This window comes from Bradyrhizobium diazoefficiens USDA 110 (assembly GCF_000011365.1).
Classification (GTDB): domain Bacteria; phylum Pseudomonadota; class Alphaproteobacteria; order Rhizobiales; family Xanthobacteraceae; genus Bradyrhizobium; species Bradyrhizobium diazoefficiens.
Map to the genome: position 1 here is coordinate 8,123,096 of NC_004463.1, position 26,698 is coordinate 8,149,793.

Sequence of the window (26,698 nt, forward strand, 5' to 3'; positions counted from 1 at the left end):
AAGCCTTCCAAAGGGGGAATGACCATGGGACGTCGCGCCCGGCCTACGGCCGCACAGCAATTCGCGCCCGCCGATCTTTTGCGGGGAATCCTGGTGGTTTCGTCGTTCGGGTTCTGGGCGGTGATGCTCGGCCTGATGCCGGTGCTGCTGTTTCGGGTCTGGCTCGTCGGCTGACGAGAACGCGCGCGGATGGTTAAACCCGCGTCACAAATGCGTTCAAAATGCGAGCGGCGCAGCAACCCGGAATTTTAAAACATCTCGCGTAGCGTGATGCCCATAAGCGAAGAAATCGCGGGGGCGTTTGTGAATAGTCAGAATGAAATGGCGTCGCATTACGACGCACGACAGAGCTTTACCACCGAGGAGAGCTTCACCACCGAGGACATTCTCTGGGCCGCCGGCATCTGGTCGGTGATCCTGACGCTGTCGCCGGTCATCGTGTTCTACATGCTGATGGTGGCGTAACGTTGATCTCGATATTCCGGGTCTGGCGCTTGCGCGCCATCCCGGAATGACAGAGTGAGGCCCAGAAACGCAAAACGCGCAGACATCCGCGCGTTTTTCGTCCGGGGAATGATTTGTGAAAATTATGCCGCCTGCTTGTGCATTGCGCCGGATGCCGACGCCGTGCCGCGAATGGCCTTGACCGAACGCTCGATCGCCGCCCACAGCCTTGCAATCTCCTGAGCCGCACGGCTCTCGGCCTGATACTCACGCGCGCCTTCGCCGTGGCTGAGCGCCATCAACAAATCCGAACGATTGGTGATCTGACCGCCCCACACCGGAGCACGGAATTTCGCCAGCGCTTCGCGGGCGATGGTGACGATCGGGCTTTCGGCTTCGTCGCGCTTGGCCGGAGCACCGTTGAGCACGACCGCGTAGGGCTTGCGCGCCGCGCGGCACATCTGAATGGTTTCCTGCACCGCGTTGACGTCGAACACGCCAGGCCGCGCCGGAATGACCACCATGGTTGCGTTCTTGATCGCGTCGTCGACGACGGCCGAGAGGTTCGGCGGCGTGTCGATCAACACCCATTCATAACCGTCGCGCTTGGCAGCGGAGACGATGCCGCTGACGGAGTTCACGGCCGATTTGATCGGCGGTTCGTTGGTGCCCCGCAGCTTGTGCCACAGCGTGAGCGACCCCTGCGGATCCGCGTCCACGAGCATGACCTGTTTGCTCGCCTTGATCTGCGCGGCGAGATGTGCGGCCAGGGTACTCTTGCCCGAGCCGCCTTTACGCGATGCAAAAACAATAACGTTCATACCTTCGGCCTCCAGATTGACCCCAGGCTCCGAAAATGAATCACCGCGCTGATTCGGGAAAGAAAAATTTACCGGGAGTTGCTCTGCAGCCACGAAATAACAAGACGTGTTGGCTTTTGAGTCACACTGCTGCGCGCGACAAGACACGAACAGCAATCAAGAGCCTGCGATGCGCGCAATCGTTGTTTTTTTTGAGCAGCGAGAAGGGGAAAGCCGGAATGCAACCTTGCCGCGCAAACCGTCTGGCGACTCTTTTCGATCACGTGTGGCGGTAATTTCCGCAAGCAGGCGCGCAAGGCGCGCGAACAAAACGAGTCCGGTAGCTGTCGCGGAGCCTATGTCGTCAAGCGCGGAGCCGCGCTTCGCACGCTTGCCCGGGCCTGAGTTTCAGGGAAGGAACGCAGCGGCCGCGCTCAGCCTTCTTCGGATTTCTTCTTCCTGGCCACCTTCGGCGCCGGCTTGGTGCTCTTCTTCGCACTATTCGACGCGCTCTTGGGCGCGATGTTGGTTGGCCTGCCGGCGCGGGCCTCGCCCGGCTCGGGCCCCTGGCGGAAGAACACCTTGCATTGCGGCGAGAGCTGCGCCTTCTTCTGGATCATGCAGGCGGTGATGGCATCGACGTTCGGCACGAACTCGCCGCACAGCCGCATCGCATCCGGCGTGCAGGCCTGCTGCTCCTCCTGGGTGTAGGCGAAGCCGGCGCCGGGGTGGACCAGGACGGCCAGGGCAAGCCCCGACGCGGCGGCAAGAGCGGACTTCCTGAAGTGAAAAGCGGGCATCGATCCCCCCAAATGTCTGGTCGGGGCGGAGTGTGGGTGAACCGCCGTTCGTTGGCAACGAGGCCGGAGGCGAAACCCGGGACGTGTGCGCTCTCGGCAACAGGGCGGGCCTTCTCCTCCGCTGTCGTCACCCGGCTTGACCGGGCGACCCAGTATTCCAGAGACGCCTGACATTCCCCGAGGAGCCGCGGCGTACTGGATCCCCCGCCTGCGCGGGGGATGACTGCGGTGGGTGGGAAGGATTCCGGCCAACCCTTTGGCAAATCTGGCGAGATCAGGTTTCCGCCGCTGGCCCCGGGACCCTCAAAACAAAAACCGCGAAAACAACCCCATGCACAGTAGCCGGGGCCTTGATATGCCCAGTGAAATCGCCTCTTGCGGATTTTACGAAGCGGTTTTGACTCGTCGGGCAAAACAGGGGCATGATGGCATCATCGAGAGTGCGTGGGGTGGTCGGCTGATATCCCCGTGAAGAGAGGGGGCGCATGGCCACCGTGTTGATCGTCGCGCCGGTGTTTGCCCTGATCGCATCAGGCTATGCCGCGGTGCTGTTTCGCTTCGTCACCGAGACCGCGCACAAGGGCATCTCCGAATTCGCCTTCAGCATCGCGATCCCTGCCCTCCTGTTCCGCACCATCGTCGTGTCGGAATTCCCCGACGTCAGCCCCTACCGGATGTGGGGCGCCTATTACGGCGCCCTCGCCGTCACCTGGATCGCGGCGCTGGCGCTCTCGGCGCTGCTGCGCGCGGGGCGCGAGGACCGCGAGGACGGCGTCGTGTTCGCGATCGGCTCGGTCTACGGCAACATCGTGATGCTCGGCATTCCCCTGACGCTCTCGGCGCTCGGCAACGAGGCGGCGGGGCCGATGGCGCTGATCCTGTCGGTGAACACGCCGCTGCTCTGGCTCTGCGGCATCCTGCAGATGGAGCTTGTCAGCCGCAAGCGGACCGGCTCGGCGCTTTCGGTGATCCAGCCCGTGCTCGCGGACCTCGCCCGCAACCCGCTGATGCTGGCGATCGGTTTTGGCGTGGTCTGGCGCTTCACCGGCCTCGGCCTCAATCCCGTCGTGGACAGGACCATCGAGCTGCTCGCGCAGGCGGGATCCCCGGCGGCGCTGATCGCGCTCGGCATCAACCTGTTCCGCTTCGAGGTGAAGGGCGAGATGTCGAGCGTCGTCGTGATGAGCGCGCTCAAGCTACTGGCGATGCCGGCCGCGGCGTTCGTGCTGGCAAAACTGCTCGGCCTGCCGCCGACCGCGGCCGGCGTCGTCGTGCTGTTCGCGGCGATGCCGACCGGCGCCAACGCGTACATCTTCGCGGTTCAGTATCAGCGGCTGGTGAACCCGGTGTCAGGCGCGGTGGCGCTGGGGACGCTGCTGGCGGCGGTGACGTTGCCGGTGGTGGTGATGGTGGTGGCTGGGGTGAGGTAGGTCGCGCCGACAGACGTGGTTTCCGTTAGGCTTTCAGGAATCGTGACGGAAGCTCGACCCGACAGATCGAGGAGCATCGTCATCGTAATTGTATAACCTTCAGGTTATGAGCCTCACTGCCGAAAGGGCTATTGAACAAGCTGGCCCGCGCGCCAGGCCATCTCCCAGAAGTCTGCCTCGAGTCGGGTGGCTTCCTTGAAGATCGCAATCAGCTCTGCCTCGCGGGCCGGCGTGGCGTAGAGATCGGCGAGATGCTCCATGTGCGCCCGCGCCTTGGCAGCGACCTCCTGGTACGGCGCGCCGGCGTACTCGGCGATCCAGACGCGATAGGCGTTCGTCGCGGCGTCCGCATCGGGTCGTGCGGCGAGCCGTGTGGCGATCTCCGCGTACCCGATCACGCAGGGGGCAAGCGCCACCTTGAGTGCCAGCAGATCGCCGCGCATTCCCGCGTCGAGCACGTAGCGTGTATAGGCCAGCATCTCGGCCGCCGGAGGGGTCTGTTCAAGGTCTGTCGGGGACAGACCCCAATCGGCGCAGAGCTTCACATGCAGGTTCATCTCGACATCAAGGATGGCCGAAAGGCCGGCCGCTGCTTCACGCATGTCGGCAAGTCTGGGCGACTTGTAGACCGCGAGCGCGTAGGCGCGAGCAAACTCAATGAGGAACAGGTAGTCTTGAACGAGGTAGTGACGAAACGCCGCTTCGGGGAGCGAGCCGTCTGCCAATCCGTTCGTGAAGGGATGCTCGGTGTAGGCCCGCCACTCAACGGATGCTTCTGTCTTGAGACGCTCGAAGAAACTCACGATCTTTTTCGCCCGGCTTGCTTGTCCATGAACGTCCTTGGCTCGCTACCGATAGCGCATTGCGAACCGAGGAGCTACGGTGACCGCGGACAAAACTGGCTTTGAGCAGCGTTGCGGATGGGGCACTCCCCGCGTCGAGAGTTTTGTGCACTGTCACCGTAATGCGATCCGGCCGAGATTTCGCCGCTGCCGGAGAACATTTCGGACCGCCAGTTCTTCCAGCAACTCGCGCTATCGAACATCATCACGACGGCCGAGGCGTTGGCAGCGGTCAAGACGGGCGACATCCCGGCGCCGCTAATGGCCATCGTGAGCGCGATGCCGGCCGATCAGCAATTCAACGCCGAGATGCTGCTCTCAGGCGCCACGGTGTTTCAGCGCAGCCATCCAATGACGGCGGCGATCGGCGCGGCCTATGGCTCGAGCGATGACCTGATCGACGCATTCTTTCGGGCCGCCGCGACGCTGTGACCGGAGAAGATTGACGGGGAGGAGGCTCCTAGGGGGCGCTCGGCGGCGTGCAGCATCCCGGCGCGCAATAGTTTTCGGGGCGGCCTTCGGCGCGGCCCTTCCAATATATCGCGCTGCACTCGGCAATTCTGAGATTGGCGTTCGACGAGTAGAGCTTTTCGCCGAGTTTGAGGCAGACGGCGAAGGCGAGCAGGCAGATCACGAAGAGTGTGACAATGCGCCAGTCGTTATCGCTGTCGCCGGAATGATGCTGCTGTTTCTGGTCAATGCAATTTGACATCGGCAATGTTCTTCCAAAATCGTCAATGTTTTTCCAAATGCGAGAGAAAATTCTGGCACCTAACCAGTGATTGTGTCAACCGGAGGCTGTGCGCGGTTTTGCAGTGCGTTAACAACTCCTGATCGGGCCTTATGCCCGGAGTCCAATGAAAGGCCGCCCCTATCGGGCGGCCTTTCGCATTCGAGAGGGGGAAATCCATGTTTTCGAGGGATGTGCTCGACGCGCTGGTCGCGGCCGCAAATGCCAACGCCACGGTGTTTCAGCGCAGCCATCCAATGACGGCGGCAATCGGCGCCGCTTACGGCTGGAGCGATGCCCAGATCGACGCCTTCTTCCGGACCGCGGCGCGAATTACGGTGACAGTGCACTAAACTGAAGTCGCCTGATGTCGTGCAGTTTCGTGCACTGTCACCGTAATGGCATGAAAGGCGCGGCCGATCTCCATACCCAGGTGCAAGAACCTCGGCTGGCCGACCTTCCCCAAGGGGCCGTTTTTCTTTGCGCATATCTGGCCACACGCAAAAAACCGCCAAGGTCTCCCTCGACGGCTCGTGCCGTTGCATTTGAGTAGAGGTACTGCGTCGAGCGGTGCTCGAACGCAGCCCGTGCTTGCTCTTATTTGGACGCACACGACCTTCAATGAGGCCGGTGGGTGCGTTGCCACTGTGTCGGGCCAACGATCCCCGATCCTTATCACATGTGACTGGCGGCGACGCTCTTCAAGCCAGCACTGCTGTCCCGTTCGATGAAATGGCAAAAGCAGATTTTCCAATTAAGTCGCTGCGCTCCAGCCCGCTGCACGGGAGCCAGAGGCGAGAGGTCGGTAGCCAGTTGAGAGGATATTGGTAGCAGTGGAGAGCCCCGTCCCTGAGAATCGAGGCGTAGTCAACCTCACTCAGGAAGGAGCTCGGCGCCAAGCTCACTGACCGGTGGCCGCCGGCAGCACTAAACCGAAGTCGCCTGATCTCGTGGAGTTTCGTGCACTGTCACCGTAATTCAAGCGCCACCTTGAGTGCCAGCAGATCGCCGCGCATTCCCGCGTCGAGCACGTAGCGTGTATAGGCCAGCATCTCGGCCGCCGGAGGGGTCTGTTCAAGGTCTGTCGGGGACAGACCCCAATCGACGCAGAGCTTCACATGCAGGTTCATCTCGACATCAAGGATGGCCGAAAGGCCGGCCGCTGCTTCACGCATGTCGGAATACGGTGACAGTGCACTTAATCGATAACGACAATTCTTTTCCGACTGTGTCGCGGCTCGACCAATGCTTACTCAGCTGCATGAGCAGTACTTTTGCGGCCGCAAGCACTTCACGTTCGGGGATTCGCCCATGATATCCGCCAAGGGGCCGCCACCGAGATACCGGCGCAATGATTAGGTGTCTGGTGCGACACGCGCGCGCGAGAACCACGCGCGGGCGTCGCTACGAAAGAGCAGCACCACGGCGACCACCAACAATAGATATCCGGTGTGAAAGAGGATTGCCGCGACAGCGTTGAACCGGAAACGTTCGTCGAAATCGATGATGACGCTCGGAATTCCGATAATGACCATGACGAGACTGATCCAGCGAGCCCAATTCTGTCGCTTTCGCGCAATCAGCCAAATCCACAACGACTGCCCCGCGATGGAGCAGACGAACATGATCGGATAGCCGATCGGATACAGATTGTAGTACTTGGCAAGGCTGACGGGATTCGCAGCAGCCGACCCCAAGCCCGTGACGAGCGCCGCACCAGCCAGACGCTCGTACCAAATGACACTATCCGGACGGCTTGCGGCCCCCACTTTCTCCGAAGCTCCACCAGCCATTCACCACCCCGACGCGACCGACGAGCCTCGGCCTAATCGGAAGACGATAGCGCACCCAACCGCAACCGGAGAAGCCGGTTGAGACACATGGTATATTCAATCTCTGATCAAGGTGGCTTGGCTGCAACAGCTTGAGTACGGATCTATTCAACAAGCTGCTGGCTGATCCGGGAGGACTGGTACAGTTGGGTGGGCTCGAACCACCGACCTCCTGTTCCACAGACAGGCGCTCTAACCAACTGAGCTACAACTGCATCCTTGCGAGCCGCCCCTGGGGCTACCTGAAAAGGCCGGTCACCGAGGGGGGCTGGACGGGGCGGAAACTAGGTGCAACGGCCGTTTTTGGCAAGGCCGCAAACGGGCGGAATCCACCCTCAAACGACGTTATTTCCAAAGGAAAACCCGGGCCTGGGCCCGGGTTTCTTGTTATTTGGGCATGATCCCATCGGAAAACCGCTGTGCACTTCGCGCGCGGCCCTTCGGGTCCGGATCAGGCCCTGATCAAACCGGCCCCGTCGCTCAGGCGGCGGGCGGGTAGAGCTTCGAGGCGCTGGCCTTGATCGGCTCGGCGGCGGCGGTGGCGGCGCGCTGGGCGATCTCGGCGAGCTCCTTGGCCTGGGCCTGGAAGGTCTCGAGCTGCTTTTTGCCATGGCTGCTCCACAGCGCGAACGCATCCGACGGCGACTTCACGCCGAGCAGCTCCTGGGTGAAGTCCAGATGGGCGGTCGTATTGGCCTTCATGAACTCCATCAGCTTGGCGGTGTACTCGTTCGCGCCCTTGCTGGCGGACGAGAACACGGCCTCAATGGTGCCGTTATGGCTTTCGGCCGCGTCCTTGAACTTGGCGTAGCTCTCGCGCGCCTGCGAAACGCCCTTTTCGGCGAACGCACGCACCTGCTCCGGCACCTCGAACGGGATGATGGAGGCGGAGAATGGATCAGTCGCACCTGTCATTGTTGTCCCTCACGATCATGGAAAATGGAGTGAGCCTTCTGGCGCGCCCGCCGGCCAACCGGGGCCATCTGTTGGCGGGTACGAAGACTGGATACGCGTAACGAAAAAGATGGCTCGTCCAACGCCCAGCAGTATCCCTGCGTAACATGTCAACATTGTGCAGCGCAACGCGATCCGGGGTGCGCGGGGAAAATTTAATCCCGGAGAGGATGAGGTTCCGGGGTACGGGAACCCGTGGTTGAGGTGTACTTCGTCATTCCGGGGCCCGACCGAAGCGAGGGAGCCATGATGCGCAATTGCGCATCTGAGAATCCATCGGGCTACCGGAGATCGCAGGGAATTGGATTCCGGGCTCGCGCCAAGTGGCGCGCCCCGGAATGACATCCCCCGGAGGGGCTCGCGTGCTTCGGCCGGGCCACACCCATGCAGCGCGCGAATCCTGCGGATGCAGCGTCTGCGCGGCTTGCGGGGGCGGCCGGATTAAGGTTATCGCGGCTTTAGGGCTTCCCCCGTAGGCTGGGGCCGTGGACCTGCCCGCGCCCGCGCGCGATACTAACCCTTTCTTAAGGCTGTCATTCCCGGCAGCCCTAAGGCCAGAGGCGTGACAGCGAGACCAAAAGCCGGTTGGATGAGTCATTCGGATTTCCAGTTGCGAGGCGTGGGCGATCCCCGGCTGGCCGTGCATGCGACCTCCCCGCTGCCCGCGTGGCTCTGGTCGGTCGACGGCGCGCGCGTGCTGTGGGCCAATCCGGTCGGCGCAAAATTCTTCGGCGCGGCGCATGCCGCAGTGCTGGCGGAAAAGACGTTCGGCCCGGCCGACAGCCATCGCCGCCAGGTCGCCCGGCTCGCCCGGCAGCTGCCGGCGAGCGGCACGGTGCGGCTCGAACGTCTGCGCGGCTTCGGCGCCCGGCTCGGAACGCTGATGACCTGCGCCTGCACGCGGCTGACCTTCGCCGATGGCGGCCAGGCCGTGCTCGTCACCGCGATGGAGCCATCGGTGCGCACCATGCCGCTGATCGAGCGCCTGCATCGCCTCGTCGCGGGCGCCAAAATGCCGATGGCGGCGTTCGCGCCCGACGGAATGTTCGTCGGCGCCAGCGAAGCCGCCCGCGCCCTGCTCGGCTTCCGCGATCTCGGCGAAGCCGGGCTCGAACGGGCCCGCGGCGATGCGCTTCGCAACGGCCGCGCCGAGACGCCGATCGGCATCGGCCAGATGGTGCTGCAACGGGTCGGCCTCGGTGGCGATGTCGGCCTGGTCGCGCTGATCGAGCCGGCCGCCGCGCAGACGGCAGCGGCGAGCGATGCCGCCCCGGCCGCATCCGCGCCGGAGAGCACGCCTGACGTCACGCCCGCGGCGCCGGCTCAATCCACGCCGCAAGCCGCCGAGGCGCCGAACGAGGCGCCGCCGTCGAACGAGGCGCCGGCCGCTATCGCGCTGTTCGACGCCTTCGCCGAGCCGGCCGAAACGCCCGCGCCTACCGGGACGATCGCGTCCGAGCCGCCGGTGAGCGAGGCGGCGCCGGAGATCGCAACGGTCCAGGAGACTGTCGAAGAAGCCGTCGACGACACGGCCGAAGAGACGGCCCAGGAATCGGCTGAAGAGCCGGCTGACGCGCCGAAAACTCCGGTTGAAAACCATTCCTCAGCCATTGTGTCGCCGCAGGCCGCCCCGATCACTACCGGCATGGTCGAGCCGCCGTCGGGTCCCACGGAGATGCCCGCGCCGCATCAGCATCCGCTGCGCTTCCTCTGGCAGATGGATACAGAGGGCCGCTTTGTGCTGGCGTCCTGCGAGTTCATCCGCCTGATGGGCGCGCACACGGCCGCCGGCTTCGGCCGTCCCTGGCGCGAGATCGCCGCGGAATTCTCGCTCGACCCGGAGGGGCGCGTGGCGCAGGCGCTGGCCAGCCACGACACCTGGGCCGGGATCACCGTGAACTGGCCGGCCGATGGCGGCGAGCATCTGCCGGTCGAGCTCGCGGGCCTGCCGGTCTACGACCACGCGCGCAATTTCGCCGGCTTCAAGGGCTTTGGCGTCTGCCGCGATCTCGACGGCCTCAACCGGCTCGATGCGCTCCGGCGCTTCGAGCTGCTCGCCGAACCGCCGGCGCAGCACGGCCTGTCCGCCGACATCGTCGAGCCCGATCCGGAGCCCGTGGCAGAGGCGCCGCCTCCGCCGGCCGAGCCGCCCGCACCTGAGCCCGAGCCTACACCCGAACCTGAACTGCCCGACCCCGCCCTCGACGCGAATTCACATCCAACCGATCCGGAAACGCCAGTGGAAACGCCTCCCAACGTCGTGCCGTTCCGCCCGCCCAGCGATACCAGATCACCTGGTGATCAGAGATCGCCGACGCTGACGCCGATCGAGAACAGCGCGTTCAACGAGCTCGCCCGGCAATTGTCCGAGCGCCTCGAACGCGAGCGTGAGACGATCGCCACCGCGACGACCGAACCGCCGGCGGAGAGCACGCCCGAACCGCTGATCGAGGCGCCGCACGCGCCGGCCGAATGGCTGACCGAGCCGGCGCCGCCGGCGCGCGGCCACAGCATGCGCGACCGCGCGCTGCTCGACCTCTTGCCGACCGGCATCCTGATCTATCGGCTCGACCGCCTGCTCTACGCCAACCCGGCGTTCCTCGCGCGCATGGGCCATGCCAGCGTGAGCGCGCTGGAGAATGCCGGCGGCCTCGATGCTCTCTATGTCGAGCCGGGCGTATCGCCCGCCAGCAGCACCTCGCAAGGCGGCACGCCGGTCACGATCAGCGCGACGCTTCCCAACGGCGAAGAGCCGCTTCCGACCACCGAGGCGCATCTGCACACGATCGACTGGGACGGCGAGAGCGCGCATGCGCTGGTCTGCGCGCTGCCGGCTGCTGCGCCTGTCGTTACTGCGCCCGCCGTTGCCGAGCCTGTCGCCGCGCTGTCCGTTGCCGCCGAGCCAGTCGTCACCGAGCCACTTGTCGCGGAGTCTTTCCCCTACGCGTCCGAGCTCGAGTCCCAGGCCGGCGATGCCGACGCCGAGGATCTCGCCGCGATCCTCGACACCACGGCCGAGGGCATCGTGATGTTCGATGCGGAAGGCAACATCCTCGTCTGCAACCGCAGCGCCGAAGCGCTGTTCGGCTACGACGGCGAAGCGCTGCTCGAGCAGAACCTGGTGTCGCTGTTCGCGCCGGAGAGCCAGCAGATCGTCGCCGACTATCTCGAAAGCCTGAAGAGCCAGGACATTTCCAGCCTGCTCGATCACGGCCGCGAGGTGCTGGGGCGCGAGAAGAAGGGCGGCGTCATCCCGCTCGCCATGATCATGGGCCGCACAAGGCCCGACGGCCCGAACTTCTTCGCCGTGTTCCGCGACCTCTCCCAGAGCAAGAAGGGCGAGAGCGAGCTGACGCAGGCCCGCCGTCTCGTCGACGGCGCGGCGAATGCCAAGGCCGACATGCTGGCGCGGATCAGCCACGAGATCCGCACGCCGCTCAACGCCATCATCGGCTTTGCCGAGGTGATGATCTCCGAACGCTTCGGCACGCTCGGCAACGAGCGCTACGGCGAATACATGAAGGACATCCGCGCCTCCGGCGAGCGCGTCATCGCGATCATCGACGATTTGCTGGAGCTGTCGCGGATCGAGACCGGCAAGCTCGACCTCAACTTCGCCAACCTCAACCTCAACGACCTGGTCGAGGCCTGCGTCGTGGTGATGCAGCCGCAGGCCAACCGCGAGCGCATCATCATCCGCACCTCGCTCGGCCATGCGCTGCCGCAGGTGAGCGTGGACGCGCGCGCGATGCGGCAGATCACCATGAACCTGATCTCGAACTCGATCCGGCTCGCCAGCGCCGGCGGCCAGGTGATCGTCTCGACCGCGCTCAACGATCGCGGCGAGGTCGCGCTTCGCATCCGCGACACCGGCCACGGCCTTAGCGAGCGCGAGGTCGCGGCCGCGATGGAGCCGTTCCGCACCCCGCCGCCGGGCGATGCCGAGGACAATTCGGCGCTGAGCCTGTCGCTGACCAAAGCGCTGGTCGAAGCCAACCGCGCCCGGTTCAACATCAAGAGCGCAGGCCACGGCACGCTGATCGAAGTGGTGTTCGCGCCCGCGCTGGCGCGGGCTTGAGGCTCGGCGAAATCAAACCTGGTCGACTGGGCGAGGACCACCTCTCCCCAGCGGGGAGGTGGCGCGAGCCCGCGGTTCGACCGATCGAACCAAGCGCGAAGGCTCACGCCGCGCGCACGGTGGCGCTGCGAGGCGCTCAGGGAAATGCTTGCGCCTCCATGGATTGGCCAAACCATCGCGACGCGGCCTGAGCAACCTCCTCATCGTCGGGCGTACCGTCGCAGGCCCACGCGACGAAGCCGTCGGGGCGCACCAACGCTGCACTCAGGCCCAGCCGGTCCTTCGCGTCATCGGCGACATATGTGATCCGGTCGCCCCAGCGGCTTGCAAGCATCCGCAGCGACGCACGGGAGCCGAAGTCCAGCAATAACCCTTTCGCCGTCCTGAGACGTTCTCCGACCGTCGTCCCGTCAGCGAATTCGAAATCGGGAGCACTCCGGCCGACAAGCGGATGGCTGCCCCGAGATCGTAGCGGAGCGAAACGCCGCGCACGCGCTCGGCGAAATAGGTCGCACCGTCCCGCGTCTCGATGAGATCGCGAATGATGGCTTGGAGCGCGCGGGTGCTCGGTGTCGGCCGCATGATCGCGACCTGCGCGCGCGACCAGTCGAGGATTTGCGCGCCCACAGGATGCCGCTCGCGCGAATAGCTGTCGAGGAGATCGGCCGGTGCGCCGCCGCAGATCGTCGCCGCCAGCTTCCAGCCCAGGTTCATCGCATCGCCAAGACCAAGATTGAGGCCCTGGCCGCCCAGCGGCGAATGGATGTGGGCAGCGTCGCCCGCCAGGAGCACACGCCCTCTGCGATACGTGGTTGCCTGATGGGCCCGATCCGTCCAGGTGGCGGCGAGCCGAAGCGCCGTGACGGTGACGTCGGTGCAGGAGACGCGACGCAGGACGCTCTGCACATGCTCGCGTGTGATCGGCTCGGTGCGGTGGAAAGCTCCGCCGTCGAAATCGACCATCGCGATCGTCCCGGGCTGCGCATAGGTATACATGCCGGCGGGCGTGTAGTTGCGGCCCTGGCGAAGCCTGTCCGGATCGGCCAGCTCGACGTCGATGGAATAGCCCGTGAACTCGGGGTCGGTGCCGACGAAGTCAAAGCCACCGATCTTGCGCACCGTGCTGCGGCCACCGTCGCATCCGACAAGTCATCTTGCCCGGAAGGTCTCGCCGGCCGCCTGCACTGTCACGTCTTCGCTCGAGGCGACAACGGCATTCACGGCAAAACCGCGCCGGATCTCGACGCCCATGCTGCGTGCCCGCGCAGCCAGAACGGATTCGAGCGTTGCCATATCGACGGCGAGGTTGGCATCGGCCGACGTCGGCAGACGCCAGGACCACTTCGCCACATCGATGTTGTCCTGATAGAACTGGAGGCCGGCGAAATGACCCGCGGGCCGTCGCGTCTGCTGCATCCAGTGGGCTGCACGCTTGATCGCGTCTGAGGTAAGCTGCTGCGCGGCCACGATCTCTTCCAGCAGGCCACGCCGGTGAAAGGCCTCGAGTGTGGAGATCGAAAGACCGCGCAGGCCAAACGGGAGTTGCTTCAGGGCCGAATGCGAATCTTGCGATTGCTCCAGCACCAGCACCTGGAGACCGGCGAGCTGCAACTCGCACGCGAGAAACAGGCCGACGGGACCGGCACCGGCAATGACGACATCGTATGGAATCGAGGATTGATCGTGCATGAGACGCTCCTGTGGTCGATGTTCGACCGGAGCGTTCCCTGGGCTTGAGAATCACACGGACGAACGATTGGGCGCCTTGGTGGCGTCCGATGTTCGTCGCGGGGATCCCTTGCACAAGGCCAAAGACCAGAGCTTTCGTTACCGAAAGGACTTGGGCTTACCAGACCAAGTCTGCCTTTTCCGACAGGAGACGTATAGTTTCGTGGCGATCGATCTGCAACGAAAAAGGCACGGCGCTTGCGGCGCCGTGCCTTTCACATTCATGTGGCCCGGATCAGCTGTAGATCTCGAACAGGCCGGCGCCGCCCTGGCCGCCGCCGATGCACATCGTCACCACGCCCCACTTCGCCTTGCGGCGCGCGCCTTCCTGGAGCAGATGGCCGGTGAGACGTGCGCCGGTCATGCCGAAGGGATGGCCGATCGCGATCGAGCCGCCATTGACGTTGTACTTGGCGGGATCGATGCCGAGCTGGTCGCGGCAATACAGGCACTGGCTGGCGAAGGCCTCGTTGAGCTCCCACAGATCGATGTCGTCGATCTTGAGGCCGGTGCGCTTGAGCAGCTTCGGGATCGCGAACACCGGACCGATGCCCATCTCGTCGGGCTCGCAGCCGGCGGTCGCCCAGGCGACGAAGCGGCCGAGCGGCTTGAGGCCGCGCTTCTCGGCGTCCTTGGCTTCCATCAGCACGACGGCGGCGGCGCCGTCCGAGAGCTGGCTGGCATTGCCGGCGGTGACGAACTTGCCGGGGCCCTTCACCGGCTCGAGCTTGGCAAGGCCCTCCAACGTGGTCTCGGGCCGGTTGCACTCGTCACGGTCGACGACGTAGTCGACGATGCTCTCCGCCTTGGTCTGCTTGTCGACGACCTTCATCTTGGTCTTCATCGGGACGATCTCGTCCTTGAACTTGTTCGCCTGCTGGGCCGCGGCCATGCGGCGCTGCGATTCCAGCGAGAACTCGTCCTGGTATTCGCGGCTGAGCTTGTAACGCTCGGCGACGATGTCGGCGGTGTCGATCATCGCCATGAAGATGTCGGGCGCGACCTTGAGCAGTTCCGGATCGATCGATTCCTTCGGCGTGCCACCGCCGGGCACCGAGATGCTCTCGACGCCGCCGGCGACGATGCAGTCGGCGCCGTCGGAGCGGATCGAGTTGGCGGCCATCGCGATGGTCTGGAGCCCTGAGGAGCAGAAGCGGTTCACCGAGACGCCGGCGGTGGTCTTCGGCAGGCCGGCGAGCAGAGCGGCCTGGCGGCCGATGTTCGGCGCGCCGTGGGCGCAATTGCCGAGGTAGCAGTCCTCGACATAGTCCTTGTCGACGCCGGCGCGATCGACCGCGTGGCGGATGGCGTGGGCCGCGAGCGACATCGGCGGCGTGATGTTGAACCCGCCGCGGCCGGATTTCGCAAGACCCGTGCGCGCATAGGAAACGATGACGGCTTCACGCATTGTTTTCTCCCTTGTCGAACGATTTTGAACGGAGCGTCCTGGTCGCCATTGGTACACAAAGTTGGAAGGCTGCGGGAGAAATAAAAACGCCGCCCCCGGTGAGGGAGGCGGCGTTGTTCCGCGGGTCGGAATATATGATACGCGTCATTCCGGGGCGGCTCGAAGAGCCGAACCCGGAATCTCGAGATTCTCAGGTGCGCAATTGCGCACAGGAGTTTACTCTTCGCGTGCCCCGGAATGACGGAGTGTCAGAACGTCAGCGCCTTGGCCTGCTTGACCTGCGGCAGCGCCTGCACCTTGGCGAGCACGTCGGCCGGCACCGCGCCGTCGACCTCGACCAGCGCGATGGCGTCGCCGCCCAGCTTGACGCGGCCGAGATGGAAGGTCGCGATGTTGAGCTTGGCGGCGCCAAGCAGGCTCGCGAACGCGCCGATGAAGCCGGGCTTGTCCTCGTTGGTCACGTAGATCATCGACTTGCCGAACTCGGCGTCGACGCGGATGCCCTTGACGTCGACGAGGCGCGGCTTGCCGTCATGATACACGGTGCCGGAGACCGAGCGCTCCTGGCGCTCCGTCGCCACCGTGACGGTGATCAGGCTCTCATAGTCGCTCTGGGCGGCGCGCACGATCTCGTCCACCACCATGCCACGCTCCTTGGCGACCACGGGCGCGGACACCACGTTGACCTCGCCCAGCATCGGCCGCAGCAGGCCCGACAGCACGGCGGAGGTGATCGCCTTGATCTTCATCTCGGCGACATGGCCCTCATAGGTGATCTCGACCTTGAGGATGCCGCTCTCGGTGAGCTGGCCGGCGAACGAGCCGAGCTTCTCGGCGAGCGCGATGAACGGCTTCAGCTTCGGCGCTTCTTCCGCCGTGATCGAGGGGAAGTTGACCGCGTTCGAGATGGCGCCGGTCAGCAGATAGTCCGACATCTGCTCGGCGACCTGGAGCGCGACGTTCTCCTGCGCTTCGGTGGTGGAGGCGCCGAGATGCGGCGTGCAGATCACGTTGGGATGGCCGAACAGCACGTTGGTATTCGCGGGCTCCTCGACGAAGACGTCGAAGGCGGCGCCCGCGATGTGCTTGGAATTCAGCGCATCGACCACCGCCTGCTCGTCGACGAGACCGCCGCGGGCGCAGTTGATCAGGCGCACGCCCTTCTTCATCTTGGCGATCGCGGCAGCATCGATGATGTTCTTGGTCTTCTCGGTCAGCGGGGTGTGCAGCGTGATGAAGTCGGCGCGCTTGAGGAGGTCGTCGAGATCGACCTTCTCGACGCCGATGTCCTTGGCGCGCTCCGGCGACAGGAACGGATCGAACGCGACCACCTTCATGCGCAGGCCGAGCGCGCGGTCCGCGACGATCGAGCCGATATTACCGCAGCCGACCACCCCTAACACCTTGCCGGTGATCTCGACGCCCATGAAGCGGTTCTTCTCCCACTTGCCGGCCTGGGTCGAGGCGTCGGCCTGCGGGATCTCGCGGGCGAGCGCGAGCATCAGGGTGATGGCGTGCTCGGCGGTCGTGATCGAATTGCCGAACGGCGTGTTCATCACGATGATGCCCTTGGCCGTGGCGGCGGGGATCTCGACGTTGTCGACGCCGATGCCGGCGCGGCCGATCACCTTGAGGTTGGTTGCCTTCTCGAGGATCTTGGCGGTCGCCTTGGTCGCGGAGCGGATCGCGAGGCCGTCGTAATTGCCGATGATCTCGGCGAGCTTGTCCTTGTCCTTGCCGAGATTGGGCTGGAAGTCGACCTCGATGCCGCGATCCTTGAAGATCTGCACGGCGGCGGGCGAGAGCGCGTCGGAAATGAGAACTTTGGGTTTGGTCATGGGAATGATCCTCTACCTTCCTCGCAAAGAGGGGCGGCCTTCGGGAGCAGGGTGATGCTGTTTCTTCTCCCTCTCCTCGTTCTTACGGGGAGAGGGTTGGGGTGAGGGGCAGCCACAGGCGAAGGTACTCGCGGAGAGAGCCCCTCACCCGGATTGCTGCGCAATCCGGCCTCTCCCCGTAAGAACGGAGAGAGGCTAAGAAAGCTCACGCCGCCTTGGCGAGCTGCGCCTTGGTCTCGGCGAAGGCCCAGTCGATCCACTGGGTCAGGAGCTCGACGTCCCTGGCCTCGACAGTGGCGCCGCACCAGATGCGCAGGCCGGCCGGTGCATCGCGATAGTAGGCGAAGTCGTAGCCGGCGCCTTCCTTCTCGACCAGCGCGACCAGCTTCTTGGAGAACTCGGCCTGCGCGTCGTCCGAGAGCGCGGTGAGCGCGGGATCGATGAACTTCAGGCACACCGAGGTGTTGGAGCGGATCGAAGCGTCCTTGGCCAGGAAGTCGATCCAGGGCGTCTTCGCCTTCCAGTCGGCCAGCACCTTGGTGTTGGCGTCGGCGCGCGCGATCAGCGCCTTGAGGCCGCCGATCGACTTGGCCCAGTTCAGCGCATCGAGATAGTCCTCGACGCAGAGCATCGACGGCGTGTTGATGGTCTCGCCGACGAAGATGCCTTCGTTGATCTTGCCGCCCTTGGTCATGCGGAAGATCTTCGGCAGCGGCCAGGCCGGCTTGTAGGTCTCGAGCCGCTCCACCGCGCGGGGCGACAGGATCAGCATGCCGTGCGCGGCCTCGCCGCCGAGCGCCTTCTGCCAGGAGAAGGTGACGACGTCGAGCTTGGCCCAGTCGAGGGCCTGCGCGAACGCCGCCGAGGTGGCGTCGCAAATGGTCAGGCCTTCGCGGGTCGCGCTGATCCAGTCGGCGTTCGGGACGCGCACGCCTGACGTGGTGCCGTTCCAGGTGAAGACGACGTCCGACTTCGGATCGACCTTGGAGAGATCGGGGATTTCACCATAAGCCGCATTGAGCTTGGTGACGTCCTTGAGCTTCAATTCCTTGACGATGTCGCTGACCCAGCCTTCGCCGAAGGATTCCCAGGCGAGCGTGGTGACGGGCCGCGCACCAAGCAGCGACCACAGCGCCATCTCGACCGCGCCGGTATCGGAGGCCGGCACGATGCCGATGCGATAATCGGCCGGCACTTCAAGCACTTCGCGCGTCAGATCGATCGCGAGCTTGAGCTTGGTCTTGCCGACCTTCGCGCGATGCGAACGGCCGAGCGCTGCGTCCTTGAGATTTTGGGCATTCCAGCCGGGGCGCTTGGCGCAGGGGCCGGAGGAGAAATGCGGCACGTTGGGCCGCGAAGCGGGCTTCGCTACAGTCATATTCTACCCTTCCAGATAGTAAGCCTCCCGTTGGGGGGAGGTGTCCCGCCGCGGCTGATACGGGAAACGGGAAGAGTCGTCAAGGAAGTTCCGGCACCTCACGCGCGAGTGATGGCGCTTCCGGCGCGATATCGGGGGATTCAACCCTGGCGAGCGCGTTCAGCAAGTCCGTGGCCTCGCTGATCAATTGCGCGGCTTTGCGTCGGCTGCCGACCTTCAAAATGCATTTGTCATTGGCCTGCACAACGTAGTCGTTGCCGACCTTGATCATCGAATAGCTTGTCATCGAAATCCCCGAACCGACCGAGCTCGGTGTCTGACGCTGCCGTAGCACCGTTCGTTCCCGGCTCAACGTGAACGACGGCTGGGTAGTTTACCGGCTCTTAACATGAACGAATGCGCGATCCGAATTCGCTGATTACGCAAGGCGCGCGACCGGAGCCCCATTCCGATACAATCGGAATGGGGCTCTTGATTTTTGTGTTGACGCGTTTTCTTTACGCGAACCGATATCCACTTCGCTCGAAAACGCTCTTACTGCCTCAAAAGCGGACAGTCATGCCGACATGACTCGCTGTGAATCCGAGCCGCTTGTAGAAGCGCTGCGCGTCTACTCGCGTCTGATGCGTCAACAGCTCGACCAGGTTACAGCCACGCGCTTTCGCTTCCGCGATGGCCCATTGCACCAATTGCTCGCCGATGCCGCGGCTGCGACAATCGGCGGCAACGCGCACGTCTTCGAGCAGACCGCGGATGCCGCCTTGCGAGCTGATGCCCGCCAGCACAGCAAGTTGCAGGCAGCCGACCACCCTGCCCTCGCTCTCGGCAACCACCAGCGCGAGATTTGGATCACGCTCGACCCGCGCGAACGCCTCGTAATAGGCGGCAGGCAGCGGCTCCTCCACGCGCTCGCGGCCGCGCCCGAGATGATCGTCGGCGAGCATCGCCACGATCGCAGCGACGTCCTCGCGGCGCGCGCGACGAATGGAGACGGATTTGGCGTTCATACGGAAACTCCAGGACTCAGCGCGCCGGCGGCAGGCCGAGAAAGGTCTCGACTTCGCCGATCCAGCGGCGGACCGCCGCGTAACGACCAAGATCGAAGCCGCCCTCATGCGCGACGCGCGTATAGGCGAGCAGCGAGACGTCGGCGAGCGAAACCGCTTCGCCGGCGAAGAAGCGGCTGCCGGAGAGATGCTGCTCCATGCGGTCGAGCGCCGCATAGCCGCGCTTGACCTTTTCGGGATCGAGCTCGGAGGCGTCCTTGCCGAGATAGACGAGCTGAAAGCGGCACACCGCGATATAGGGCTCGTGGCTGTACTGCTCCCAGAACAGCCATTCGTCCATCTTGGCAGCAGTAAAGGCGTCGCGCGGGATCAGCGCGCTGTCGCGGGCGAGGTAGCGGATGATGGCATTGGACTGCGCCAGCGTGCGGCCGTCGTCGAACGCAACGGTCGGCACCTGGCCGGCGCCGTTCATCGCCAGAAATTGCGGCGTGCGCGTCTCGCCCTTGCGGGTGTCGATGTCGATCCAGTCGTAGGGCAATGCGAGCTTGTCGCAGACCCACTTCACCTTGAGACAATTGCCGGAGTTGGTATCGCCGTAGATCTTCATCGCTGCCGCCCCGCTTCGGAGCGACAGAGCATCAGGACGGAGGGAATCTGTCAACCGCGCTGCGGCGATGCAGCGTCAGAACTTGTAGCCGAGTCCGACGCGCGCATTGTTCAGCGTCACCGAGGTGTTCATGACCGGCGAGAATTTCACGTATTCGTATTCCACGCGCGCGAACAGACCGTCCCAGATGCAGTATTCGACGCCGAGGCCGGCGGTCCAGCCCACCGCGAATGCGTTGGTTCGACGCTGAGTCTGCGACTGAGACTGAGCCGGAACGGCCTGCGGCGCTCCGAAGGTGGTCGTCGTCAACGTGGCGCCGCCGACGACAATCGTATTCGTCACATCCTGACGCAAATCCACGATGCTCGTCACCGAGCGGGACACGTCCATTCGGCCGACCGCAGCGCCCATGAAGGCATACGGCATGAAATCGCCGCCGTCCCAACCCACCCGGCCCCGGAGCGTGATCATGTCCTTGACTTTCGCCGCGGCAGTGCCGGTCAGCGTCACGTCATAATTGTCGGTGACGTTCGCAGCGTGCGCGTCGCCGGGCGGGTTGACGATCGTGAGCGAGTTGGTGCCCGACGTGAGCGTCGAGAGGTTGTTGAAGTAGCTGTAGGTGCCCTCAAGACCGAGAATGGCATCGTACCATTGCCAGTTGCGGCCGACGAAGGCGCCGAAATTTGTGCTCTGCGTGTTGGTCTTGTTCATCAGCGACCAGTTCGCGGTCGGCTGCTGCAGCACGCTGTCGCGGAAAATGAAATTGGTCAGGCCGACGACGCTCTGGCTGAAGTCGGTCGCGTCGGCCGTGTAGCCGCCATTGACGCCGACATAGGCGCCATCCCAACGATGGGACGTCTTGGACAGACCGTCGGTGAAGCCGCCGCGCAGGACGGGCAGATCCGGCATGTCGGCCGCGTGTGCGGCGGATACAGATCCGAACACCGCCGCCACCAACCAAAGCCTACGCATTGCAACGCTCCAAATCGAACTCGAACTTTCGCCATGATCATGGCTCGTTAACCTTAACCAATGGTTGCGCCGGAGCCCTTCGTCGCCGCGAGCAATGAAAAATACGCAAAGCAAAACGGCGCGGGATGATCCCGCGCCGTTAAGAAGTCCTAACCGATGAGGCTGACGATCAGCCCTTGGTGACGAGCGGCGGCGGCACGTAGGCCGGCGGGCTGTTGAGATCCCAGCGCACGCCGAGCTTGAGGTCGTGCGAGGTGAGCTCCTTGAGCTTGATCGAGGTCGGGCCCGAAGCGCTGTTGTCGAACAAGCGGAAGTTGCCGGGCGCCGCGTCGCCGAGGTTCATGTAGCTGTAGGCAAGTTCGACGGTGAACCCGGGATTGACCTTGTAGGCGAGACCGGCGTGAGCGGCCCAGGCGAAGTTCCACTTTCCGCTGTCGGCGAAGTAGGCAACGCTGGCGCTCGGGGTCGGGGTCAGTGCGGCGAGATAGGCAATGCCGTCGTCGCGGAAGCCGCTGATCTTGTTGTAGGAGCCGCCGACACCGGCGCCGATGAACGGGGTGATGCACCACCAGGTGCCGAGATCGACATAGGCGTTGGCCATGACGACCCACTCGGACTTGCTGCCGCTGTAGTTGTCGGAACCGACGAAGCCGGGCCCAATGACGTTGTCCGCACCATGCAGGTTGGCCTTGCCCCGGTACTGGCCGATCACGTCCGCGCGAAACCAGTTGTTGAAGCGATAGCCGACGCCGAGGTCGAACAGCGGGGACGAGTCGAAGCCGAGTCCCTCCGTCGTCTTCGTAAACCCGGGCGCTACGGTGGCCTCGATGCTCTTGGCGCGCTGGTTGGTCATGCCGATGTCACCGCGCAGATACCAGCCGCCGAAGTCGGCGGGCGGAGCCGGCGGCGCGTACATGGGAGGGGGCGCCGCGATCGGCATATCGGCGGCGAACGCCATCGACGAGATCAGGGATGCCGCACCCGCGGCAAGGAGAGACTTAACGCTACGCATTGGCTTCGTCCTTATGGCCGGTGAGGCAAAATGCAGACGCCTCACGTTCTGGAAACTCACGGCCCGGACGATGGCAGCAAATGTTTAAGCGCCACTTAACCCTAATTTTTAAGGTTGATTTTTTCTGACTGTACACGCGGATGCGGCGGAAGCGTTGCAAAAATGCAGCGCCCTTTGTCCTCATTTGCTAACGATGTATGAAGCCGTGTTGCGGCAAAAAAGGATCTGTTAACGCGCGTGCCGCGGCAGTTTCGGCAGGAACACGGCGAGCAGCCCGATCGCCGGGAGGTAAGCGCAGACCTGATAGACGAACTCGATCGAGGTGTGGTCGGCGAGCTTGCCGAGCACGGCCGCGCCGAGGCCTCCGATGCCGAAGGCGACGCCGAAGAACACGCCGGAGATCATGCCGAAGCGGTGCGGCACCAGTTCCTGCGCGAACACGATGATCGACGACGTCGTCGACGAGATGATCAGGCCGATGATGACGCTGAGCACCGCGCTGGCGTGGAGCCCGGCATAAGGCAGCGCCAGCGTGAACGGCAGCGCGCCCAGAATCGAGATCCAGATCACGATCTTGCGCCCGAAGCGATCCCCGAGCGGACCACCGAGAAACGCGCCGACCGCGTTCGCGGCAAGGAAGACGAAGAGATAGATCTGGGCGGCCTGCGTCGACACGCCGAAGCGGTCGATCAGATAGAAGATGTAATAGCTCGACAGGCTCGAGACGTAGAGCTGCTTCGAGAACAGCAGGGCCACGAGCACGAGCAGCGCGACCGCGACGCGGCGCGAGCTCGGCGCGTCAGGATGGGCTTGAACCGCCGCCGTCTTCTTCGCCTTGATCTGCGGCGCGTACCAGCGGCCGATGCGCCAGAGAACGACGATGGCAAGGAACGCGATCGAGGAGAACCAGGCGATGCTGCCCTGCCCGAACGGCACCACGATCAGCGCCGCCAGCACCGGGCCCATCGACGTGCCGAAGCTGCCGCCGAGCTGGAACACCGATTGCGCGAAGCCGTAGCGGCCGCCGGAGGCGAGCCGCGCGATGCGCGCGGATTCCGGATGAAACACCGCCGAGCCGAGACCGACCAGCGCAGCGGCGACGAGGATGACGAGATATTGGTGCGCGGCGCTGAGCAGCAAGAGACCGAAGAAGGTCGAAGCCATGCCGATCGCCAGCGAATAAGGCTGCGCCTTCTTGTCGGTGTAGTGCCCGACCACCGGCTGAAGCAGCGAGGCCGTGAACTGGAAGGCCAGCGTGATCATGCCGATCTGCGCGAAGTCGAGCGCGTAGGTGTCCTTCAGGATCGGGTACACCGAGGCGATCAGCGACTGCATGGTGTCGTTGAGGAAGTGCGAGAAGCTGATGCCGGCGAGCACGACATAGGCCGGCCCCGCAGCCCTGGCGGCAGCGGGCGCCACGTCGCTGACGACGACGGGCTCGGTCAGCGTTTCCGCAGGTACGACGACAGGCTTGTTCAACGGATCAATCCCGGCAGGCGCGGCGAACCGCCGCATCCGCTAGTTACGATGCAAGCGGCGATGGAACCACCGCCAAACGTCGATGGCTGGGATGCGCTTCGCGGCCGGTTTCACCGCGATGCAGCGCGGCCTGCATGGTTCGAGACGCCCGCTTTGGGCGGGCTCCTCACCATGAGGGTTTCAGATTTCGCCGAGAAACAAGACCTCATCCTGAGGGCCCGCCAAAGGCGGGCGTCTCGAAGGATGGCTGCGAGCTCAGGCCGCCGCCTGTCCGAGCGCCGAGACGATGGTGTCGACGACGTCCTCGACCAGGATGCGGTCCTCGCCTTCGCCCATGACGCGGATCACGGGTTCGGTGCCGGAGGAGCGGATCAGCAGGCGGCCATGGCCGTTGAGGCGCTTCTCGCCGTCGGAGATCGCCGATTTGACGTCGGAATCGTCGAGCGGCTTGCCGCCTTTGTGCCGGACGTTCTTGAGGATCTGCGGCAGCGGATCGAAGCGGTGGCAGACTTCCGACACCGGCCGGCGCGACTTCTGCACCACGGCCAGCACCTGCAAGGCGGCAACGAAGCCGTCGCCGGTGGTGGCGTAGTCGGACAGGATGATATGGCCGGACTGCTCGCCACCGAGATTGTAGCCGCCGCTCAGCATCTGCTCGAGCACGTAGCGGTCGCCGACCGGCGTGCGCACGAGATCGAGCCCCTGCCCTTTCAGGAAGCGCTCGAGCCCGAGATTGGACATCACGGTGGCGACGATGCCCGGCCGCGACAGCCGGCCGTCTTCCTTCCAGCTCTGCGCGATCACCGCGAGCAGCTGGTCGCCGTCGACGACATGGCCGCGCTCGTCGACCAGGATGACGCGATCGGCGTCACCGTCCAGCGCAATGCCGATGTCGGCGCGCATCTCGCGCACCTTCTTCGACAGCGCTTCCGGCGAAGTCGAGCCGCAATCCTTGTTGATGTTGAAGCCATCGGGCTCGACGCCGATCGGCACCACGTCGGCGCCCAGCTCCCACAGCGCTTCCGGCACCACCTTGTAGGCGGCGCCGTTGGCGCAATCGACGACGACGCGCAGCCCGTCGAGTGACAGATCGCGCGGCAGCGTGCGCTTGGCGAATTCGATGTAGCGGTCATGCACGCCGTCGATACGGCGGGCGCGGCCGAGGCTCGCGCTCTGCGCCAGCCGCTTGTCGATGGGCTCGTCGAGCAGCTGCTCGATCTGCTTCTCGACGTCGTCGGAGAGCTTGAAGCCCTGCGGACCGAACAGCTTGATGCCGTTGTCCTCGAACAAATTGTGCGAGGCCGAGATCATCACGCCGAGATCGGCGCGCATCGACTTGGTCAGCATCGCAACCGCCGGCGTCGGCATCGGGCCGACCAGCAGCACGTCCATGCCGACCGAGGTGAAGCCGGCGACCATCGCATATTCGATCATGTAGCCGGACAGGCGGGTGTCCTTGCCGATCACGACCCGATGGCGGTGGTCACCGCGCTGAAACGCAAGGCCCGCGGCCTGGCCGACCTTGAGCGCGAGCTCCGGCGTGATCAGTCCGTTGGCGCGGCCCCTAATCCCGTCCGTCCCGAAATATTTGCGGCTCATATCGTCCCCCACGCAACAACCAGGGAATCCCCTCTACAACCACGGAGTGCCCGAACGGGCCCCGCATCCCTGATTTGCTCAGGTCTTATAAGGCCATCACGGCTAACTTGGCTTCAAAAAATGTGATTAATCATTACGGAATAGGGGCCGCCTTCGCCCCGCTAACTAATTGTTAACACTATATTTCCCGTTAGGGAACCGAAATGGGGCGGAACCCGCCCCTATTTGGAGCGCTTCACATGGCCGTCGCCGCGGCTCGGCGCCGGCTGGGTGACGTTGACGGGATCCGAGCCCGGGAAGGTCTCTTCGAGGCCCTCTTCCAGGGCGTCCTCGAGATCCTTTTTCTCCTTGATCTCTTCCGGTGTCGGTGCGGCGTGCGGTCTCGTCATGGCACCCTCCTCTCAAACGATTTGGCTGTGCATCCAACCATGCTAGATGACCCCTCGATCTTCCGATGCAAGACTTTCGGATACGAGACGGGCCCGGGGACACGTTCATGAAGCACATCACCTGTATCGACGATCTTCGCGCGCTGCATAAGCGCCGCGTGCCGAAGGCGTTCTTCGATTATTGCGACCGCGGCTCCTATGCCGAGGAAACGCTGCGCGCCAACCGCGAGGACATGCAGGCGATCAAGTTCCGCCAGCGCATCCTGGTCGACGTCTCCAAGCGCGACACCTCGACCACGATCCTCGGCGAGACCTCGACCATGCCGCTGGTGCTCGCGCCCGTGGGCCTGCTGGGCATGCAGCATGGCGACGGCGAGATCCACGCCTGCCGCGCCGCACAGGCCGCCGGCATCCCGTTCACGCAGTCGACGATGTCGATCTGCTCGATCGAGGACATCGCCGCCAGTGTCGAGAAGCCGTTCTGGTTCCAGCTCTACGTGATGAAGGACCGCGGCTTCATCAAGGCGCTGATCGAACGCGCGATCGCGGCGAAATGCTCGGCGCTGGTGCTGACCGTCGATCTCCAGGTGATCGGCCAGCGCCACCAGGACATCAAGAACGGCATGACCGTGCCGCCGGAATGGTCGCTCTCGAAGCTGATCGATTTCGCCACCAAGCCGGCCTGGGTGTCGGGTGTGTTGCAGGGCAAGCGCCGCACCTTCGGCAATCTCGCCGGCCACCTGAAGGTCAGCGACGACATCACGTCGCTGTCGACCTGGATCAACTCGCAGTTCGACACCTCGCTGAACTGGAACGACATCGATTGGATCCGCAGCATCTGGCCGGGCAAGCTGGTCCTGAAGGGCATTCTCGACGTCGAGGACGCCGAGCTCGCCGCGAAGACCGGCGCGCAGGCGATCGTGGTCTCCAACCATGGCGGCCGGCAGCTCGACGGCGCACCGTCCTCGATCGAGGTGCTGCCCGAGATCGTCGATGCCGTCGGTGACAGGATGGAGATCATGTTCGACGGCGGCATCCGCTCCGGCCAGGACGTGATGCGCGCGCTCGCGCTCGGCGCAAAGTCCTGCATGATCGGCCGCGCCTATGCCTATGGCTTAGGGGCCGGCGGCCAGGCCGGCGTCGCCAAGGCGATCGACATCATCCAGAAGGAACTGCTGACGACCATGGGCCTGTGCGGCGTCAACAGGATCGAGGAGATCGACGATCACATCATCGCGGTGTGACCGCAGCGTCGGTGCCGTAGGGTGGGCAAAGCGAAAGCGTGCCCACCATCCTGCAGGTCTGCGGATCGATGGTGGGCACGGCGCAGGCACACCTTTGCCCACCCTACGATTCCGAGGCGCTCGAAAG

At 64.3% G+C, this 26,698-nt stretch carries 24 protein-coding genes, 1 tRNA gene and 2 pseudogenes; 7 read left to right on the top strand and 20 right to left on the bottom strand.

Going from position 1 to position 26,698, the window contains the following annotated elements; all coding sequences use genetic code 11:
* The first annotated feature begins 24 nt into the window (after positions 1 to 24).
* Together BJA_RS42480 and BJA_RS37460 are read left to right on the top strand one after the other, a co-directional pair.
* A complete protein-coding gene (locus BJA_RS42480; RefSeq protein WP_165448175.1) occupies positions 25 to 174 on the top strand; it encodes a hypothetical protein in 150 nt (49 codons plus the stop codon).
* A gap of 96 nt (positions 175 to 270) precedes the next feature.
* Positions 271 to 465 carry a hypothetical protein gene (locus BJA_RS37460; RefSeq protein ID WP_028172834.1) on the top strand — a complete coding sequence of 65 codons (195 nt, stop codon included), beginning with the start codon at positions 271 to 273 and terminating at the stop codon, positions 463 to 465.
* Between the two features lie 122 nt (positions 466 to 587).
* Here BJA_RS37460 and BJA_RS37465 read toward each other — a convergent pair whose 3' ends face one another.
* On the bottom strand, positions 588 to 1,265 hold the full coding sequence (locus tag BJA_RS37465) for a ParA family protein (protein WP_027547672.1): 678 nt from the start codon (positions 1,263 to 1,265) through the stop codon (positions 588 to 590).
* A 413-nt stretch (positions 1,266 to 1,678) separates the two neighbouring features.
* Positions 1,679 to 2,044, bottom strand: a complete 366-nt coding sequence (locus BJA_RS37470) for a hypothetical protein (protein WP_038965419.1) — start codon at positions 2,042 to 2,044, stop codon at positions 1,679 to 1,681.
* A 485-nt stretch (positions 2,045 to 2,529) separates the two neighbouring features.
* Between BJA_RS37470 and BJA_RS37475 the strand changes: the two genes are divergently transcribed.
* Positions 2,530 to 3,474 (top strand): AEC family transporter, encoded by a 945-nt coding sequence (locus BJA_RS37475; protein WP_011090122.1) that lies wholly within the window; start codon positions 2,530 to 2,532, stop codon positions 3,472 to 3,474.
* Between the two features lie 128 nt (positions 3,475 to 3,602).
* Here the strand turns inward: BJA_RS37475 and tenA are convergent, their stop codons facing one another.
* Positions 3,603 to 4,277 carry a thiaminase II gene (gene tenA / locus BJA_RS37480; RefSeq protein WP_011090123.1) on the bottom strand — a complete coding sequence of 225 codons (675 nt, stop codon included), beginning with the start codon at positions 4,275 to 4,277 and terminating at the stop codon, positions 3,603 to 3,605.
* 300 nt (positions 4,278 to 4,577) lie between these two features.
* On the opposite strand from tenA, the gene BJA_RS37485 reads away from it, so the two are divergent.
* Positions 4,578 to 4,748, top strand: a complete 171-nt coding sequence (locus tag BJA_RS37485) for a hypothetical protein (RefSeq protein WP_011090125.1) — start codon at positions 4,578 to 4,580, stop codon at positions 4,746 to 4,748.
* A gap of 28 nt (positions 4,749 to 4,776) precedes the next feature.
* On the opposite strand, the gene BJA_RS37490 is transcribed toward BJA_RS37485, so the two are convergent.
* Complete coding sequence (locus BJA_RS37490) at positions 4,777 to 5,028, bottom strand: hypothetical protein (protein WP_011090126.1); 252 nt, start codon at positions 5,026 to 5,028, stop codon at positions 4,777 to 4,779.
* 197 nt (positions 5,029 to 5,225) lie between these two features.
* On the opposite strand from BJA_RS37490, the gene BJA_RS37495 reads away from it, so the two are divergent.
* Positions 5,226 to 5,399 (top strand): hypothetical protein, encoded by a 174-nt coding sequence (locus BJA_RS37495; protein ID WP_011090127.1) that lies wholly within the window; start codon positions 5,226 to 5,228, stop codon positions 5,397 to 5,399.
* A gap of 627 nt (positions 5,400 to 6,026) precedes the next feature.
* On the opposite strand, the pseudogene BJA_RS37500 reads toward BJA_RS37495, so the two are convergent.
* The 4 genes and pseudogenes from BJA_RS37500 to BJA_RS37515 all read right to left on the bottom strand — a co-directional run.
* Positions 6,027 to 6,227, bottom strand: a pseudogene (locus BJA_RS37500) (thiaminase II); the annotation flags it as partial.
* Positions 6,228 to 6,401: 174 nt separating this feature from the next.
* Positions 6,402 to 6,839 carry a hypothetical protein gene (locus tag BJA_RS37505; protein ID WP_011090129.1) on the bottom strand — a complete coding sequence of 146 codons (438 nt, stop codon included), beginning with the start codon at positions 6,837 to 6,839 and terminating at the stop codon, positions 6,402 to 6,404.
* A 177-nt stretch (positions 6,840 to 7,016) separates the two neighbouring features.
* A tRNA-His gene (locus BJA_RS37510) sits at positions 7,017 to 7,093 on the bottom strand.
* Positions 7,094 to 7,358: 265 nt separating this feature from the next.
* A complete protein-coding gene (locus BJA_RS37515; RefSeq protein ID WP_011090130.1) occupies positions 7,359 to 7,793 on the bottom strand; it encodes a phasin in 435 nt (144 codons plus the stop codon).
* Positions 7,794 to 8,421: 628 nt separating this feature from the next.
* Here BJA_RS37515 and BJA_RS37520 point away from each other — a divergent pair.
* Positions 8,422 to 11,910, top strand: a complete 3,489-nt coding sequence (locus tag BJA_RS37520) for a PAS domain-containing sensor histidine kinase (RefSeq protein WP_038965409.1) — start codon at positions 8,422 to 8,424, stop codon at positions 11,908 to 11,910.
* A 136-nt stretch (positions 11,911 to 12,046) separates the two neighbouring features.
* Here BJA_RS37520 and BJA_RS37525 read toward each other — a convergent pair.
* From BJA_RS37525 to BJA_RS42485, 12 genes and pseudogenes are all read right to left on the bottom strand, one after another.
* A pseudogene (locus tag BJA_RS37525) lies at positions 12,047 to 13,599 on the bottom strand (FAD-dependent oxidoreductase).
* 274 nt (positions 13,600 to 13,873) lie between these two features.
* A complete protein-coding gene (locus BJA_RS37530) occupies positions 13,874 to 15,046 on the bottom strand; it encodes a thiolase family protein (RefSeq protein ID WP_011090135.1) in 1,173 nt (390 codons plus the stop codon).
* Between the two features lie 248 nt (positions 15,047 to 15,294).
* On the bottom strand, positions 15,295 to 16,884 hold the full coding sequence (gene serA, locus BJA_RS37535; RefSeq protein WP_011090136.1) for a phosphoglycerate dehydrogenase: 1,590 nt from the start codon (positions 16,882 to 16,884) through the stop codon (positions 15,295 to 15,297).
* A 205-nt stretch (positions 16,885 to 17,089) separates the two neighbouring features.
* On the bottom strand, positions 17,090 to 18,262 hold the full coding sequence (locus BJA_RS37540) for a phosphoserine transaminase (protein ID WP_011090137.1): 1,173 nt from the start codon (positions 18,260 to 18,262) through the stop codon (positions 17,090 to 17,092).
* A 79-nt stretch (positions 18,263 to 18,341) separates the two neighbouring features.
* Complete coding sequence (locus BJA_RS37545) at positions 18,342 to 18,533, bottom strand: hypothetical protein (protein ID WP_236842134.1); 192 nt, start codon at positions 18,531 to 18,533, stop codon at positions 18,342 to 18,344.
* A gap of 271 nt (positions 18,534 to 18,804) precedes the next feature.
* Entirely contained in the window at positions 18,805 to 19,269 is a 465-nt protein-coding gene (locus BJA_RS37550) for a GNAT family N-acetyltransferase (RefSeq protein ID WP_011090138.1), read from the bottom strand.
* Positions 19,270 to 19,285: 16 nt separating this feature from the next.
* Entirely contained in the window at positions 19,286 to 19,876 is a 591-nt protein-coding gene (locus BJA_RS37555; RefSeq protein ID WP_011090139.1) for a glutathione S-transferase family protein, read from the bottom strand.
* A 75-nt stretch (positions 19,877 to 19,951) separates the two neighbouring features.
* Positions 19,952 to 20,848 (bottom strand): outer membrane protein, encoded by an 897-nt coding sequence (locus tag BJA_RS37560; protein WP_011090140.1) that lies wholly within the window; start codon positions 20,846 to 20,848, stop codon positions 19,952 to 19,954.
* Between the two features lie 169 nt (positions 20,849 to 21,017).
* Positions 21,018 to 21,860 carry an outer membrane protein gene (locus tag BJA_RS37565; RefSeq protein ID WP_028174704.1) on the bottom strand — a complete coding sequence of 281 codons (843 nt, stop codon included), beginning with the start codon at positions 21,858 to 21,860 and terminating at the stop codon, positions 21,018 to 21,020.
* A 228-nt stretch (positions 21,861 to 22,088) separates the two neighbouring features.
* Positions 22,089 to 23,339 carry an MFS transporter gene (locus tag BJA_RS37570; protein WP_038965428.1) on the bottom strand — a complete coding sequence of 417 codons (1,251 nt, stop codon included), beginning with the start codon at positions 23,337 to 23,339 and terminating at the stop codon, positions 22,089 to 22,091.
* A 255-nt stretch (positions 23,340 to 23,594) separates the two neighbouring features.
* Positions 23,595 to 24,938: a phosphoglucosamine mutase gene (glmM, locus tag BJA_RS37575; protein ID WP_028174702.1), complete on the bottom strand. Its 1,344-nt coding sequence runs from the start codon at positions 24,936 to 24,938 to the stop codon at positions 23,595 to 23,597.
* Positions 24,939 to 25,159: 221 nt separating this feature from the next.
* Positions 25,160 to 25,327 carry a hypothetical protein gene (locus BJA_RS42485; protein ID WP_165448176.1) on the bottom strand — a complete coding sequence of 56 codons (168 nt, stop codon included), beginning with the start codon at positions 25,325 to 25,327 and terminating at the stop codon, positions 25,160 to 25,162.
* Between the two features lie 107 nt (positions 25,328 to 25,434).
* Here BJA_RS42485 and BJA_RS37580 point away from each other — a divergent pair, with 107 nt between their 5' ends.
* On the top strand, positions 25,435 to 26,571 hold the full coding sequence (locus tag BJA_RS37580; RefSeq protein ID WP_011090144.1) for an alpha-hydroxy acid oxidase: 1,137 nt from the start codon (positions 25,435 to 25,437) through the stop codon (positions 26,569 to 26,571).
* Positions 26,572 to 26,698 lie beyond the last annotated feature (127 nt).

Bases quoted from the DNA above. Each gene is read 5' to 3' on its own strand.
- BJA_RS42480 (WP_165448175.1), top strand. From the start codon at position 25: ATGGGACGTCGCGCCCGGCCTACGGCCGCACAGCAATTCGCGCCCGCC.
- BJA_RS37460 (WP_028172834.1), top strand. From the start codon at position 271: ATGCCCATAAGCGAAGAAATCGCGGGGGCGTTTGTGAATAGTCAGAAT.
- BJA_RS37465 (WP_027547672.1), bottom strand. From the start codon at position 1,265: ATGAACGTTATTGTTTTTGCATCGCGTAAAGGCGGCTCGGGCAAGAGT.
- BJA_RS37470 (WP_038965419.1), bottom strand. From the start codon at position 2,044: ATGCCCGCTTTTCACTTCAGGAAGTCCGCTCTTGCCGCCGCGTCGGGG.
- BJA_RS37475 (WP_011090122.1), top strand. From the start codon at position 2,530: ATGGCCACCGTGTTGATCGTCGCGCCGGTGTTTGCCCTGATCGCATCA.
- BJA_RS37485 (WP_011090125.1), top strand. From the start codon at position 4,578: ATGGCCATCGTGAGCGCGATGCCGGCCGATCAGCAATTCAACGCCGAG.
- BJA_RS37490 (WP_011090126.1), bottom strand. From the start codon at position 5,028: ATGTCAAATTGCATTGACCAGAAACAGCAGCATCATTCCGGCGACAGC.
- BJA_RS37495 (WP_011090127.1), top strand. From the start codon at position 5,226: ATGTTTTCGAGGGATGTGCTCGACGCGCTGGTCGCGGCCGCAAATGCC.
- BJA_RS37505 (WP_011090129.1), bottom strand. From the start codon at position 6,839: ATGGCTGGTGGAGCTTCGGAGAAAGTGGGGGCCGCAAGCCGTCCGGAT.
- BJA_RS37515 (WP_011090130.1), bottom strand. From the start codon at position 7,793: ATGACAGGTGCGACTGATCCATTCTCCGCCTCCATCATCCCGTTCGAG.
- BJA_RS37520 (WP_038965409.1), top strand. From the start codon at position 8,422: ATGAGTCATTCGGATTTCCAGTTGCGAGGCGTGGGCGATCCCCGGCTG.
- BJA_RS37530 (WP_011090135.1), bottom strand. From the start codon at position 15,046: ATGCGTGAAGCCGTCATCGTTTCCTATGCGCGCACGGGTCTTGCGAAA.
- serA (WP_011090136.1), bottom strand. From the start codon at position 16,884: ATGACCAAACCCAAAGTTCTCATTTCCGACGCGCTCTCGCCCGCCGCC.
- BJA_RS37540 (WP_011090137.1), bottom strand. From the start codon at position 18,262: ATGACTGTAGCGAAGCCCGCTTCGCGGCCCAACGTGCCGCATTTCTCC.
- BJA_RS37545 (WP_236842134.1), bottom strand. From the start codon at position 18,533: ATGATCAAGGTCGGCAACGACTACGTTGTGCAGGCCAATGACAAATGC.
- BJA_RS37550 (WP_011090138.1), bottom strand. From the start codon at position 19,269: ATGAACGCCAAATCCGTCTCCATTCGTCGCGCGCGCCGCGAGGACGTC.
- BJA_RS37555 (WP_011090139.1), bottom strand. From the start codon at position 19,876: ATGAAGATCTACGGCGATACCAACTCCGGCAATTGTCTCAAGGTGAAG.
- BJA_RS37560 (WP_011090140.1), bottom strand. From the start codon at position 20,848: ATGCGTAGGCTTTGGTTGGTGGCGGCGGTGTTCGGATCTGTATCCGCC.
- BJA_RS37565 (WP_028174704.1), bottom strand. From the start codon at position 21,860: ATGCGTAGCGTTAAGTCTCTCCTTGCCGCGGGTGCGGCATCCCTGATC.
- glmM (WP_028174702.1), bottom strand. From the start codon at position 24,938: ATGAGCCGCAAATATTTCGGGACGGACGGGATTAGGGGCCGCGCCAAC.
- BJA_RS42485 (WP_165448176.1), bottom strand. From the start codon at position 25,327: ATGACGAGACCGCACGCCGCACCGACACCGGAAGAGATCAAGGAGAAA.
- BJA_RS37580 (WP_011090144.1), top strand. From the start codon at position 25,435: ATGAAGCACATCACCTGTATCGACGATCTTCGCGCGCTGCATAAGCGC.